The sequence below is a fragment of the Pseudomonas sp. TE3786 genome (genome assembly GCF_054057335.1).
This window is the reverse complement of sequence record NZ_JBSRZF010000019.1, coordinates 95,845-109,594: the sequence shown is the minus strand read 5'-3', so window position 1 is coordinate 109,594 and position 13,750 is coordinate 95,845. Positions and strand designations below refer to the sequence as shown.

Sequence of the window (13,750 nt, the reverse complement as noted above, 5' to 3'; positions counted from 1 at the left end):
CCGTCGTCCCAGCGCAGGCTGGGACCCAGAATCTCGCAGAAATACGACTGGCGTTCGGACGAACGAGGAGCGCCCGACATTGAAACTATCGAGGCTGAATCGGATGGCAGCCCCCCTCTCCCACCGTCGACCTTACACCGCGTCCCTTGGCAGGAGCAGGCCCAGCGGCAGGCACACGCGGGCTTCCAGACCACCGCCGGAGCGGTTGCGCAACTCCACGCTGCCGCCATGCTGCGCGGCGATGCGTTTGACGATGGCCAGGCCCAGCCCGGTGCCCTTGCCACCGCGGGCGCGGTCGCCACGGATAAAGGGGTTGAAGATATCCCCCAGCTCGGACGGATCGATGCCATTGCCGCGGTCAAGCACACTAAGCACCACATAGGGCGCATTGCTGTCGCCGGATACATAGGCCGCCACTTCCACGGCATTGCCGCCATGGTGCAGGGCATTTTCGATCAGGTTGTTGAGCAGGCGCTTCATCGACACCCGCCGCAACGGAAACGGTGGCACCGGCTCCAGGCACAGGCGCACGTTTTCCCGGTCATGGTTGAACGGTGCCACCGCATCGGCCACCAGATCGGCGAGGTCGACCTCTTCCAGACGCTCGTCGCGACCGTCACGGATAAAGGCCAGGAACTGGTCGAGGATGGCGTCCATGTCTTCGATGTCGCGGACCATATCGTTGACCAGCTCGGTATCGCTATTGAGCAATTCCAGGCCCAGACGCAGGCGGGTAAGTGGCGTACGCAGGTCGTGGGACACCCCGGCCAGCATCAGCTCGCGCTCGCGGGCGGCCTGCTCCAGCCCCTCGGCCATCTGGTTGAAGGCGCTGTACACCTCGGTCATTTCGCTCGGCGTGTCGCTGATCGGCAGCCGCACGCTACGGCCCTGGCCGAGTTGACGGGTAGCCGAGACCAGGCGTTTCAGCGGCTGATTGAGCTGGCGAACAAAAATCCACGCCGCCGCCGTCGACAGCACGCCGATGGCCAGGAACCAACCCAGCACCCCCCAGATTTTTTGCCCGCGCAGCGGATGCGGGTACAGCGGCACTTCCACCCACCCATCGCCCAGTGCCGGTGCCCGCACCCAGAGCGCGGATGGCTGGTGAATGCGCAGGCGCACTTCGGTATCCGGGCCCAGTTCCATGCGCATCTGCCGCTGGAAGATCCCCGTATAGGGCCAGTGCTGCTCACCCGGCGGTTCTTCGGCATCGGAGGTCCAGCGCAGGCCCGCGGCTTTTTCGATGACCGGGCGTTTGTCTTCGTCCGTCGCCCAGTAGGCCCGCAAGGTCAGCGCGGCACCGTGGCTGTACTGGCGGTCGACCAGCACGTCCTCGTTCATCATCAGATAAACCAGGGTCAGGGCCTTGGAGAACAGCACCACCACCAGCACCAGCCAGAGGGTGCGAGCGAAGAAGCTTTGCGGGAACCAGACGGGGGTTTTCATGGCGGACTGCGGGTTCCATGGAGAAGCGGAAGGTTCGATCACAAACTCGTAGGAGCGGCTTCAGCCGCGATGCTGTTGATCTTGCAGAGCATCGCGGTTGAAGCCGCTCCTACAGGTGCTGAGTCAGCCGGCTATTACTTATTACCATCCGGCACAAACACATAGCCCACGCCCCAGACAGTCTGGATATACCGCGGCTTGGACGGGTCCGGTTCGATCAACCGGCGCAGACGGGAAATCTGCACGTCGATAGAGCGCTCCAGCGCATCCCATTCGCGGCCACGGGCCAGGTTCATCAGTTTGTCGCGGGTCAGCGGCTCGCGGGCATGTTGCACCAGGGCCTTGAGCACGGCGAACTCACCGGTGGTGAGCATATGCACTTCATCGCCACGCTTGAGCTCGCGGGTGGCGAGAAACAGTTCGTAGTCGCCGAAGCTCACGGTTTCATCTTCGCTGCCTGGCGCGCCAGGTACCGAAACGGTCTGGCGACGCAGCACGGCTTTGATCCGCGCCAGCAATTCGCGGGGGTTGAAAGGTTTGGCCAGGTAATCGTCGGCGCCCTGCTCCAGGCCCTGGATGCGGCTGCTCTCGTCGCCCTTGGCGGTGAGCATGATGATCGGCATCTGGTTGTTGGCTTCACGCAGGCGTTTGCACGCCGAGAGGCCATCTTCGCCCGGCAGCATCAGGTCCAGTACCAAGAGCTGGAACAGCTCGCGCGACAGCAGACGGTCCATCTGCTCGACGTTTTCCACCGCCCGAACGCGGTAGCCTTGCTCTTCCAGAAATCGTTCCAACAGGCGTCGCAGACCGGGATCGTCATCGACGATCAGAATCTTTTCGCCTTCCAGCGGGGCCGTATTGCTCATAGATGCTCCTTCAAATCGTCGCGCATTATGGCGCAGACACCGCGCAGCACGTGCGCACCATTCGTTAGCAGATTTTTCCCCGCGCCGGTTAAAAGTGCCTGCGTATAATGCCGGCCTTCACGTTTTTGTGTCAGCACGTCTTATTTAAGTGGATCTTTTATTTATGAGTAACAACGTCGCCAGCATCAACAACCGTATTGCCGAAGAACTGGGCGTGCGCCCGCAGCAAGTCGCCGCTGCCGTCGCCCTGCTGGATGAAGGCTCCACTGTTCCGTTTATTGCCCGTTACCGTAAAGAAGTCACCGGCAGCCTGGATGACACCCAGCTGCGAAACCTGGAAGAGCGTCTGCGCTACCTGCGTGAGCTGGACGAGCGCCGCGCCAGCATCCTCGCCAGCATCGAAGAACAAGGCAAGCTCACCCCCGAGCTGACCCGCGAGATCAACCTCGCCGACACCAAAACCCGCCTCGAAGACCTGTACCTGCCCTATAAGCAGAAGCGCCGCACCAAGGGCCAGATTGCCCTGGAAGCCGGCATCGGCGAGCTGGCCGACGGCCTGTTCAACGACCCGAACCTGAGCCCGGAAAGCGAAGCCGCGCGTTTTGTCGACGCAGAAAAAGGCTTTGCCGACGTCAAGGCCGTGCTCGAAGGTGCCAAGTACATCCTGATGGAGCGCTTCGCCGAAGACGCCAAGCTGCTGGATAAACTGCGCAGCTTCCTCAAGCACGAAGCCATCCTCGGTGCCCGCGTAATCGCCGGCAAGGAAGAGGAAGGAGCTAAATTCCGCGACTACTTCGAACACGACGAGCCGCTGAAAAGCATGCCCTCGCACCGCGCTCTGGCGATTTTCCGTGGCCGCAACGAAGGCATTTTGAGCTCCTCGCTGAAGGTCGGCGACGAAGCACCCGGCAGCCTGCATCCATGCGAAGGCATGATCGGCGAGCACTTCGGGGTGAAGAACGAAAACCGCCCCGCCGATAAATGGCTCGGTGAAGTGGTGCGCTGGACCTGGAAGGTCAAGCTCTACACCCACTTGGAAACCGACTTGCTGGGTGAGCTGCGCGATGGCGCGGAAACCGAAGCGATCAACGTCTTCGCCCACAACCTGCACGACCTGCTGCTGGCCGCGCCGGCTGGCCCGCGCGCCACCCTGGGCCTGGACCCGGGCCTGCGCACCGGCTGCAAGATCGCCGTGGTCGATGCCACCGGCAAACTGCTGGAATACGCCACGGTTTACCCGCACGTGCCGCAGAAGCAGTGGGACCAGACCCTGGCGATCCTTGGCGCGCTGTGCATCAAGCACCGCGTCGACCTGATCTCCATCGGCAACGGTACCGCCAGCCGCGAGAGTGACAAGCTGGCCGCCGAGCTGATCAAAAAACTGCCTGAGCTGAAGATGACCAAAATCATGGTCAGCGAAGCCGGTGCCTCGGTGTATTCGGCCTCGGAACTGGCCGCTAAGGAATTCCCCGATCTGGACGTATCGATCCGTGGCGCTGTATCCATCGCCCGCCGCCTGCAAGACCCGCTGGCCGAGCTGGTGAAGATCGACCCGAAATCCATCGGCGTCGGCCAGTACCAGCACGACGTGTCGCAGCTCAAGCTGGCACGCAGTCTGGATGCGGTAGTGGAAGACTGCGTTAACGCCGTCGGCGTGGACGTCAACACCGCTTCGGTGCCGTTGCTGGCGCGCATCTCCGGCCTCAACACCACCCTGGCGCAGAACATCGTCAACCACCGCGATGCCCACGGCGCGTTCAAAACCCGCGATGCCCTGAAAAAGGTGCCGCGCCTGGGCGACAAGACCTTCGAACAAGCCGCCGGCTTCCTGCGCGTAATGAACGGCGACAACCCGCTGGACGCCTCCGCCGTGCACCCGGAAACCTACCCGCTGGTGGAGCGCATCGCCGCCGACACTGGCCGCGATCTGCGCTCGCTGATTGGCGATGCCGGCTTCCTCAAGCGCCTGGACCCGAAGAAATTCACCGATGAAACCTTCGGTCTGGTGACCGTCAGCGACATCCTCGCCGAGCTGGAAAAACCCGGCCGCGACCCGCGCCCGGAGTTCAAGACCGCCGAATTCCAGGACGGTGTGGAAACCCTGCAGGACCTGCAGCTGGGCATGATCCTCGAAGGCGTAGTGACCAATGTCACCAACTTCGGTGCCTTCGTCGATATCGGCGTGCACCAGGACGGTCTGGTGCATATCTCGGCGCTGTCGGAGAAGTTCGTCAAAGACCCGCGTGAAGCGGTGAAGGCCGGCGATGTGGTCAAGGTCAAGGTAATGGAAGTGGATATCCCGCGTAACCGTATCGCCCTGTCCATGCGCATGGGCGACACGCCGGGCGAGAAAATCGACGGCCCGCGCGGCGGCGGCAACAAAGGTGGCGGCAAGCCACGTCCACAAGCGCAACCGACCACCCAGCCAGCGCCAAGCAATAACGCCATGGCCTCGCTGTTCGCCAACGCCAAACAACTGCGGAAGTAAACACCATGACCCAGCCAGCGGACGAAACCCAAGAGGTCGGCAATAAAAGTGCCTTCGCCCGCTTGCTGGGCCTGCATATTCTCAAGGCCGACGGTGGCGAGGCGATCATCCGCCTGAGCATGCACGACGGCCTGCGCAACCTGCATGGCAAGCTGCATGGCGGCGCGCTGTTCTCGCTCATCGACACGGCCATGGGCCAGGCCAGTCACAGTGTGGTGGGCGGCCCGGGCACGGTGACCCTGGAGAGCAAGATCAACTACATCCGCCCGGTGGATGAAGGCGACATCCTCTGCCGCGCCTGGGTGGTCCACGCCGGCCGGCGCACCCAGGTGATCGAGGCCGAGGTGCATCAGGACGACAAACTGGTGGCCAAGGCCCAGGCGACCTTCGCCTGTCTGTAACCGCCTGCCGCCTACAACCGCAGCGTGAGTTCCGCTCGCGCTGCGGTTAATCTGTCGCACTCCGAGTAAACCAGGCGACCACGCCAGTTGTTTCTATTTGCCCTTGCAGACCGTTGATCTCACCCCCATATAGGGCCGACTGACGCGAAGGAACACAAAATTGAGCGACCTCCTCTCCCGCCGTTTGGCACTGCTCAGCAAGCCCGCCCACCTGAATTTGCTTACCCAGTGCCTGCACGGGATCGAGCGCGAATGCCTGCGCGTCGACAGCCAGGGCCAACTCGCCCTGACGCCGCACCCGATTGCCCTGGGTTCGGCCCTGACTCACCCGCTGATCACCACCGACTATTCCGAGTCGCTGCTGGAGTTCATCACCCCGGCCGAACCCGACCCGGCAGCCACCCTGGCAGACCTCGAAGCGATTCACCGCTTTGCCTACAGCAAGCTCGACAACGAGTACCTGTGGAGCCCGTCGATGCCCTGCCCGCTGCCGGAAGAGGAGGTGATTCCCATCGCCCGCTACGGCAACTCCAATATCGGTCGCCTCAAGTACGTGTACCGCAAGGGCCTGGCTCTGCGCTATGGCAAGACCATGCAATGCATCGCCGGCATTCACTACAACTTCTCGCTGCCCGAAGCGGTGTGGCCGTTGTTGCAGGTGACCGAGGACGAAACCCAGAGCCTGCGTGACTATCAGTCCGAGCGCTATATCGCCCTGATCCGTAACTTCCGCCGCTACAGCTGGCTGCTGATGTACCTGTTCGGTGCCTCGCCGGCGCTGGATGCCGGCTTCCTGCGTGGCCGCCCGCACAAGCTGCAGCAGCTCGACGAACACACGCTGTACCTGCCGTATGCCACCAGCCTGCGCATGAGCGACCTGGGTTACCAGAGCAACGCCCAGGCCGGCCTGACGCCGTGCTACGACGACCTCGCCAGCTATACCGACAGCCTGCGCTGCGCGGTGTCGACGCCGTACCCGGCCTATGCCGAAGCGGGCACCAAGAAAGACGGCGAATGGCAGCAGCTGAACACCAACATCCTGCAGATCGAAAACGAGTACTACTCGAACATCCGCCCCAAGCGCGTGACCTACAGCGGCGAGCGGCCGATCCAGGCGCTGATGTCCCGTGGCGTGCAGTATGTGGAAGTGCGTTGCCTGGATATCAACCCGTTCCTGCCGATGGGCATCGACCTGCAAAGCGCGCGGTTTATCGACGCCTTCGTGCTGTTCTGCGCCCTGCAGGACAGCCCGTACCTGAGCAGCAATGAATGCCATAGCTGCACCTACAACTTCCTCACCGTGGTCAAAGAAGGCCGCAAGCCGGGCCTGCAGCTGCAGCGCAATGGCCTGGGCATCGGCTTGCAGGAGTGGGCCAACGAGCTGTTGGACAGCATCGGCAAGCTCAGTGAACTGCTCGACCAGAGCCACGGTGGCGATAGCCATGTGCAAGCGTTGGCTGCGCAACGGGCGAAAATCGCTGACCCGGCACTGACGCCATCGGCCCAGGTGCTGGCTGCCTTGCAGGGTAACAAGCAGACCTTTGCCGAGTTCTCCCTGCAGCAAAGCCAAGCCCATGCCGAGTACTTCCGCAGCCAGCCGTTGAGTGCCGAAGAAAGCGCTGCCTTCGAGGAATCGGTGCAGCAATCGCTCGCCGATCAGGCCGCCACCGAGGCCGAGCAGAGCGGCGATTTCGACACCTTCGTGGCCGCCTACCAGGCCAGTATTCTGGCGTTGGCGGTTTAGTCGACGGCGTCACAAATACTGCCAGCGGGGTAAAAGCCGGGACCGACGGTCAAATGTCGCCGGCTGGTCGGGGCTAGCATTAGCCCAGTTCCCCACTGTGAGCTTGCCCATGGCACCGCCCGAGGCCATCCCCAAGGAAGACGACCCGCAATGGAGCCTGGAAAGCCTCAACAAGGCTTACCAACAGGGCTACATGGCCGGCTTGACTGGCAACCCGATCAGCAACCAGCCGAACGCCGCCGATGTATTGGCAGCCGCCTGGGAAGCGGGTTGGGATGATGGGGAAGAGCAGTATCAACTGCTGGCGCAGAAGACTGCGTAACGCCTCAACAACACCGCGGTTGGGCTATAAAGCCCCACGAATCATGCGCGGCCCTTCTCGGCTATAACTTTCCTTGCGAAGGTCTCGCTACCGCAATGTTGGGCTTCGCTTGCGCTCAACAACCTACCCACTAAATCGCTATCGCGGCTGAAGCCGCTCCTACGAGGTCGAAAAATCCTGTAGGAGCGGCTTCAGCCGCGATGCTTTTCAAAGCTGCTTTTCGAAGATCTGCGAGTTGCGCTGGTAGTTGTACAGCGACGCCCGCGCCGCCGGCAGGCGCTCCACGCCACTGGGTTCAAACCCGCGTTCGCGAAACCAGTGCGCGGTACGGGTGGTAAGCACGAACAAGGTCTTCAGTCCCTTGGCCCGCGCCCGTTCTTCGATACGTTCCAGCAGTTCATCGCCACGACCGCCATGGCGGTATTCCGGGTTCACCGCCAGACACGCCAGCTCGCCGCTGTCGGAATCGGCGATCTGGTACAGCGCCGCACAGGCGATGATCAGGCCGTCGCGTTCGACGATGGTGAATTGTTCGATCTCGCGCTCCAGCACTTCCCGCGAACGACGTACCAGGATGCCCTTTTCTTCCAGCGGGCTGATCAGGTCGATCAGGCCACCGACATCCTCGATGCTTGCCTCGCGCAATTGTTCGAACTGCTCCTGGTCCACCAGGGTGCCGCCACCGTCGCGGGTGAACAGTTCGGTGAGCAGCGAACCATCTTCGCTGTAGCTGACGATATGCGCGCGTTTCACCCCGCCACGGCAGGCCTGCGCCGCCGCATCCAGCAGTTCGGCCTGGTAGCTGTTGCCCAGGCGCTGCAGATGGCTGGGCACTTGCTGTGGACGCAGTTCGCGCACCAGCTTGCCGGCGTCATCCATCAGCCCCTGCTCATTGCCGAACAGAATCAGTTTGTCCGCGCCCAGGTCGATGGCCGCGCGCATGGCCACGTCTTCGCAGGCCAGGTTGAAAATCTCACCGGTGGGCGAGTAACCCAGCGGCGACAGCAGCACGATGGAGCGCTCGTCCAGCAAACGGCCGATGCCCTTGCGGTCGACCCGGCGCACTTCGCCGGTGTGGTGGTAGTCCACGCCTTCGACCACGCCAATCGGCCGTGCGGTGACAAAGTTGCCACCCGCCACGCGCAGACGCGAACCCTGCATCGGCGAGGCGGCCATATCCATCGACAAGCGCGCCTCGATGGCGATACGCAGTTGGCCGACCGCGTCGATCACGCATTCCAGAGTCGGGCCATCGGTGATGCGCATATCGCGGTGGTAGTGCGGAGTCAGACCGCGGGCGGCCAGGCGCGCCTCGATCTGTGGGCGCGAACCGTGCACCAGCACCAGACGTACACCCAGGCTGTGGAGCAGCACCAGGTCGTGGACGATATTGCCGAAGTTCGGGTGCGCAACGCCGTCACCGGGCAGCATCACCACAAAGGTGCAGTCCCGGTGGGCGTTGATATAGGGCGAAGCATGGCGAAGCCAATTGACGTATTCCGGCATAGCGAGAAGAGCCTTTTATTCGTGAGGAGAAAGCCTGTGCAGGTACAGCGGGGTACGTCAGCTTTATCGTCGGAATAGGGGCTGCAACACGCGGGTGCTCCTTGTCATTGGCTGGTCGTTGAGGTGAGGCAATAGTGCTGAATCAATTCGCGCAGCACTTTCACTGTGGGCTGCAAACGTGACAGTTCCAGGAATTCGCCGGGCTGGTGGGCACAGCTGATATCACCGGGACCGAGCACGATGGTCTCGCAACCGAGTTGCTGAAGATAAGGTGCTTCGGTGCCGAATGCCACTGCCTCGGCACGATGCCCGGTCAAGCGCTCGGCCACCCGCACCAATTCGCTGTCGGCCGCCTGCTCGTAGGCCGGCACATGGGGGAACAACGGGGCGAAGTCGATCTTCACCGCGTGGCGCTCGGCAATTGGCTTGAGCTTGTCGCGGATTGCCGCGCGCAGCTGTTCGGCGTCCATACCGGGCAAGGGCCGCAGATCGAACTCCAGCGAGCATTGGCCGCAGATCCGGTTGGGGTTGTCGCCGCCATGAATGCAGCCGAAGTTCAGGGTCGGCTGCGGCACGCTGAACTGCTCGTTGCGGTACATACGCTGCCATTTCTGCCGCAGCGCCATCAGCTCGGCCATGCTCGCGTGCATGGCTTCCAGGGCGCTGTGGCCCAAGCTCGGGTCAGAGGAATGGCCGCTCTGACCGAGGATATCGATGCGCTCCATCATCACGCCTTTGTGCAGACGGATCGGTTTCAACCCCGTCGGCTCGCCAATCACCGCCGCACGCCCCAGGGGCTTGCCGGCAGCGGCCAGCGCGCGCGCGCCGGCCATGGAGCTTTCTTCGTCGCAGGTGGCGAGCACCAGCAGCGGTTGCTTGAACGGATGGGCCAGCAGCGGCAGCACCGCCTCGATGATCAGGGCGAAAAAACTTTTCATATCGCAGACACCCAGGCCAACCCAGGTGCCGTCGACTTCGGTGAGTTTCAGCGGATCGCTTTTCCACAGCGCGTCGTCATAGGGCACGGTGTCGCTATGGCCGGCCAGCACCAGACCACCGGGGCCGGAACCGAAGCTGGCGAGCAGATTGAATTTGCCCGGAGACACTTGCTGCACATCGCACTTGAACCCCAAATCCCCCAGCCAGGTGCTGAGCAGATCGATCACCGGCTTGTTCGACAGGTCCAGACTCGGCTGCGTACAGCTCACCGAAGGGGCGGCGATCAACGCGGCGAATTGCTCTTTTAAGCTAGGTAATGGCATGCCAGGTCTCCACGGGCGAGGCCCATCATAGAACCATCGGCGCCAAGGAATAAACCGTAAACGGCCGCAGCCACCCGCCCCACCACCGTCATTCCAGCGCAGGCTGGAATCCAGACGGGTCCGCCGGGCGCGACTTCCTTAACTACGCTGGGTCCCAGCCTGCGCTGGGACGACGGTGGGGTGGTTTGGCGTTGCTGCACGACGCAAGTGCAACGGGCCTGTACACTTCACCGCCTTAGATAACCGCGTTTGGATTCCCCGGCCATGCAGAAAGAAACCGAAATCAAACTCCGCGTCAGCCGCGAAACCCTCACTGCCCTGCGTGACCACCCGCTGCTGAAAAAGCGCAACAAGGCGGGCTGGGAGCAGCGCGAACTGCTCAATCAATATTTCGACACCCCCGAACGCGACCTGGCCAAGGCGCGTATCGCCCTGCGCATCCGCCGCGACGGCGAGCAGTTTATCCAGACCCTGAAAACCCGCGGCCAGAGTGTCGCCGGCCTGTCCGAGCGCAATGAATACGACTGGGACGTGGCCAAGGCCAAGCTGGACCTGAAAAAGCTCGATGACAGCTGCTGGCCGGCATCCCTGGCCGAGCTGGACAAGAAAACCCTGCAAGTGATCTTCACCACCGACTTCGTCCGCGAGCGCGCCGAAATCGCCTGGGGGCGTGGCAAAAGCAAAGTCGTGGTGGAAGCAGCACTGGACCTCGGCAAAGTAGTGGCCGGTGGTCAGGAAGAAGAAATCTGCGAGCTCGAACTGGAACTGCGCCAGGGCGAGCCGCAAGCGCTGCTGGAACTGGCCGCCGAGCTGGCCGCCGACCTGCCGCTGATGCCCTGCGATATCAGCAAGGCCGAACGCGGCTATCGCCTGTTCGATGCCAATAGCTATTCCCTGAGCCTGCCACACCCGGAGCTGAGCATCGAGCAGCCGCTGGATGCCGCCTTCACCGCGCTGGCCTGGAACCTGTTGGGCAGCAGCCAGCGTCTGGCCGAGCAATACCGATTCAATGGCCACTGGCGCCTGCTGGTGGAATGGCTGGAGCAACTGGTCGACCTGCGCGCCCTGCTCAGCAGCTTGGGCCAAGCAGCGCCACGGGCCAGCAGCCATGATCTGCGCGAGCGTCTCGACGCCCTGCTCAACGATTGGCGTCCACGGGTGGTTGCCGGTCTCACCGATGACGATGCCCGCCAGGCCGCGCCGGCGCTGTTCCAGGCCGAACTGCAAGGCACCCGTTGGGGCCAGTTCTCGCTGCACACCTCGCTCTGGCTGTTGACCAGCGCCTGGACCGCCGAGCGCAACAACCGTGGCAATCGCCAGGGTGCCGCGCCGCTGGGCAACTGGCTGCCGACCCTGCTGGCCGAGGAAGCCCGCAGCCTGCAGCTGGGCCGCTACCAGCAACAGCCGGAAGATCTGGCCGAGCAGCTGCCGCGCATCGAGCGTATTCAGGTGTGGCTGCGTCTGGCCCGTCAGGTATTGGTCGAAGTACCGGAAGTCGACCGCCTGTACGGCGAGCTGAACAAACTGCGCGACCTGGCCCACCGCGCCATCGAAGACGACTGTCTGGATGCCCGCAGCCAGCAGGCCCAGACCGTGCTGACCACCAAAGCCTGGAAGACCCTGCTGCGCGGTTGATCCAACACACCCCGTAGGAGCGGCTTCAGCCGCGATGCTCTTTAACAGCATCGCGGCTGAAGCCGCTCCTACGGAGACCGTATCGCGGCCGAAACAGCCGTACCAAACCGTACATCCCTGCAGAGCGCAAACCGGTTCGCAGACCGGCGAATCGGTTGGCTGCCAAGCGTCGCGTCGGGCGACGCAATCGGGCATGCTTGCGGCTATTCTTGATCCACCCCGACATCCTCTGGGGCTGATCATTTCGTTTTGCCGTACCGCGTCAACCAGGAGTTCGCATGTCAGCTTTCGCTTCCCAGGCCCAAGATCGCACACTGGATCTCAATGACCTGCTGCGCGAGCTGGTGGCCCAGGGCCGCCTGGTTCAGGAAACCGCCGAACAGCTGCTGGCGATCCGCCGCAGTTCCAGCAACACCCAGCTGCACCCCCTGGAGTTCGTTGCCGCGCAGCAGGTCGACGACCTCAGCCGCCCCGGCAAAAAACTCGATCTGGAAACCCTGACCATCTGGCTGGCCAACCTGGCCGGTCAGCCGTATATGCGCATCGACCCGTTGAAAATCAACGTCGCCGCCGTTACCCCGCTGATGTCCTATGCCTTTGCCCAGCGCCACAAGATTCTCGCCGTGGCGGTGGACAACGAAGCGGTGACCATTGCCAGCGCGCAGCCATTCCTCACCAGTTGGGAAGCCAACCTGACCCACGTGCTCAAGCGCCCGATCAAGCGCGTGGTGGCCAACCCGACGGATATCCAGCGCTTTACCGTGGAATTCTTCCGCCTGGCCAAATCGGTCAGCGGTGCCGCGTCGGTGGACACCAAAGGCACCAACATCGGCAACTTCGAGCAACTGCTCAACCTCGGTGCCAGCGACCAGGAGCCGGACGCCAACGACGCGCATATCGTCAATATCGTCGACTGGCTGTTCCAGTACGCCTACCAGCAACGCGCCAGTGACATCCATATCGAGCCGCGCCGCGAACAGGGCACCGTGCGTTTTCGCATCGACGGCGTGCTGCACAACGTCTATCAATTCCCGCCCCAGGTGACCATGGCCATCGTCAGCCGCCTGAAAACTTTGGGGCGGATGAACGTCGCGGAAAAACGCAAACCCCAGGACGGTCGGGTGAAAACCAAAACCCCGGACGGCGGTGAAGTGGAACTGCGCCTGTCGACCCTGCCCACCGCCTTTGGCGAAAAGATGGTGATGCGGATTTTCGACCCGGAAGTGCTGCTGAAAAACTTCGACCAATTGGGCTTCTCGCCGGACGACTTGCGGCGCTGGCTGGAAATGACCAGCCAGCCCAACGGCATCATTCTGGTCACCGGCCCCACCGGTTCGGGCAAGACCACCACGCTCTACACCTCGCTGAAAAAGCTGGCGACCCCCGAGGTCAACCTGTGCACCATCGAAGACCCGATCGAGATGATCGAGCCGGCCTTCAACCAGATGCAGGTGCAGCACAATATCGAGCTGAACTTTGCCAGCGGCGTACGCGCCCTGATGCGCCAGGACCCGGACATCATCATGATCGGCGAGATCCGCGATCTGGAAACCGCCGAGATGGCGATTCAGGCGGCGCTCACCGGTCACCTGGTGCTGTCCACCCTGCACACCAACGACGCCCCCAGCGCCATCACCCGCCTGCTGGAATTGGGCGTGCCCTATTATCTGCTCAAGGCCACCCTGCTCGGGGTCATGGCTCAGCGTCTGGTGCGCACCCTGTGCCCGCACTGCAAAGAGCCGATCGAAATCACCGAGGAAGACTGGCAGTCACTGACGCGCCCGTGGAACGCACCGCTGCCCACCGGGGCACACAAGGCGGTAGGCTGCCTCGAATGCCGCGACACCGGCTATCGCGGGCGTGCCGGGGTGTACGAAATCATGCAGCTGAGTGACAGCCTGAAGCCCTTTATCAGCGCCGACACCGACCTGCTGGCGTTGCGTCGCCAGAGCTTCAAGGAAGGCATGCGCAGCTTGCGGCTGTCCGGCGCACAGAAAGTTGCGGCCGGGCTCACCACCATTGAGGAAGTGCTGCGGGTTACGCCGCAGAGCGAACAGAAGTAAGGTTTGACGCTTTAGGT

The 13,750-nt window shown here is 62.7% G+C and carries 10 protein-coding genes; 6 read left to right on the top strand and 4 right to left on the bottom strand.

Features of this window, described 5'->3' with window-relative positions:
• Positions 1-132: 132 nt before the first annotated feature.
• Together ACVW0Y_RS19375 and ompR are read right to left on the bottom strand one after the other, a co-directional pair.
• The gene (locus tag ACVW0Y_RS19375) at positions 133-1,446 is read right to left on the bottom strand and encodes an ATP-binding protein (RefSeq protein WP_457440570.1); all 1,314 of its coding nucleotides are present in this window, start codon (positions 1,444-1,446) and stop codon (positions 133-135) included.
• Positions 1,447-1,580: 134 nt separating this feature from the next.
• Complete coding sequence (ompR, locus tag ACVW0Y_RS19370; protein WP_108097918.1) at positions 1,581-2,312, bottom strand: osmolarity response regulator transcription factor OmpR; 732 nt, start codon at positions 2,310-2,312, stop codon at positions 1,581-1,583.
• Positions 2,313-2,475: 163 nt separating this feature from the next.
• Between ompR and ACVW0Y_RS19365 the strand changes: the two genes are divergently transcribed.
• The 4 genes from ACVW0Y_RS19365 (at position 2,476) to rmf (ending at position 7,267) form a co-directional block, all read left to right on the top strand.
• A complete protein-coding gene (locus ACVW0Y_RS19365; RefSeq protein WP_457440568.1) occupies positions 2,476-4,800 on the top strand; it encodes a Tex family protein in 2,325 nt (774 codons plus the stop codon).
• A gap of 5 nt (positions 4,801-4,805) precedes the next feature.
• Positions 4,806-5,201, top strand: coding sequence for a PaaI family thioesterase (locus ACVW0Y_RS19360; protein ID WP_457440566.1), 396 nt, complete (start codon positions 4,806-4,808; stop codon positions 5,199-5,201).
• 160 nt (positions 5,202-5,361) lie between these two features.
• Positions 5,362-6,945 carry a glutamate--cysteine ligase gene (gshA, locus tag ACVW0Y_RS19355; RefSeq protein ID WP_457440564.1) on the top strand — a complete coding sequence of 528 codons (1,584 nt, stop codon included), beginning with the start codon at positions 5,362-5,364 and terminating at the stop codon, positions 6,943-6,945.
• 109 nt (positions 6,946-7,054) lie between these two features.
• A complete protein-coding gene (gene rmf / locus ACVW0Y_RS19350) occupies positions 7,055-7,267 on the top strand; it encodes a ribosome modulation factor (protein ID WP_457440562.1) in 213 nt (70 codons plus the stop codon).
• 207 nt (positions 7,268-7,474) lie between these two features.
• On the opposite strand, the gene argA is transcribed toward rmf, so the two are convergent.
• Together argA and argE are read right to left on the bottom strand one after the other, a co-directional pair.
• A complete protein-coding gene (gene argA, locus ACVW0Y_RS19345; RefSeq protein WP_457440560.1) occupies positions 7,475-8,773 on the bottom strand; it encodes an amino-acid N-acetyltransferase in 1,299 nt (432 codons plus the stop codon).
• 104 nt (positions 8,774-8,877) lie between these two features.
• On the bottom strand, positions 8,878-10,035 hold the full coding sequence (gene argE, locus ACVW0Y_RS19340) for an acetylornithine deacetylase (protein ID WP_457440558.1): 1,158 nt from the start codon (positions 10,033-10,035) through the stop codon (positions 8,878-8,880).
• Between the two features lie 264 nt (positions 10,036-10,299).
• Between argE and ACVW0Y_RS19335 the strand changes: the two genes are divergently transcribed.
• Positions 10,300-11,670 (top strand): CYTH domain-containing protein, encoded by a 1,371-nt coding sequence (locus ACVW0Y_RS19335; RefSeq protein ID WP_457440556.1) that lies wholly within the window; start codon positions 10,300-10,302, stop codon positions 11,668-11,670.
• A 278-nt stretch (positions 11,671-11,948) separates the two neighbouring features.
• Positions 11,949-13,733 carry a GspE/PulE family protein gene (locus ACVW0Y_RS19330; protein WP_457440554.1) on the top strand — a complete coding sequence of 595 codons (1,785 nt, stop codon included), beginning with the start codon at positions 11,949-11,951 and terminating at the stop codon, positions 13,731-13,733.
• Positions 13,734-13,750: the final 17 nt, after the last annotated feature.

What these genes read in the sequence shown, in the direction of transcription:
- ACVW0Y_RS19335 (WP_457440556.1), top strand. Translation starts at nt 10,300, where the DNA reads ATGCAGAAAGAAACCGAAATCAAACTCCGCGTCAGCCGCGAAACCCTC.
- ACVW0Y_RS19330 (WP_457440554.1), top strand. Translation starts at nt 11,949, where the DNA reads ATGTCAGCTTTCGCTTCCCAGGCCCAAGATCGCACACTGGATCTCAAT.
- argA (WP_457440560.1), bottom strand. Translation starts at nt 8,773, where the DNA reads ATGCCGGAATACGTCAATTGGCTTCGCCATGCTTCGCCCTATATCAAC.
- ACVW0Y_RS19360 (WP_457440566.1), top strand. Translation starts at nt 4,806, where the DNA reads ATGACCCAGCCAGCGGACGAAACCCAAGAGGTCGGCAATAAAAGTGCC.
- ACVW0Y_RS19365 (WP_457440568.1), top strand. Translation starts at nt 2,476, where the DNA reads ATGAGTAACAACGTCGCCAGCATCAACAACCGTATTGCCGAAGAACTG.
- rmf (WP_457440562.1), top strand. Translation starts at nt 7,055, where the DNA reads ATGGCACCGCCCGAGGCCATCCCCAAGGAAGACGACCCGCAATGGAGC.
- argE (WP_457440558.1), bottom strand. Translation starts at nt 10,035, where the DNA reads ATGCCATTACCTAGCTTAAAAGAGCAATTCGCCGCGTTGATCGCCGCC.
- ACVW0Y_RS19375 (WP_457440570.1), bottom strand. Translation starts at nt 1,446, where the DNA reads ATGAAAACCCCCGTCTGGTTCCCGCAAAGCTTCTTCGCTCGCACCCTC.
- ompR (WP_108097918.1), bottom strand. Translation starts at nt 2,312, where the DNA reads ATGAGCAATACGGCCCCGCTGGAAGGCGAAAAGATTCTGATCGTCGAT.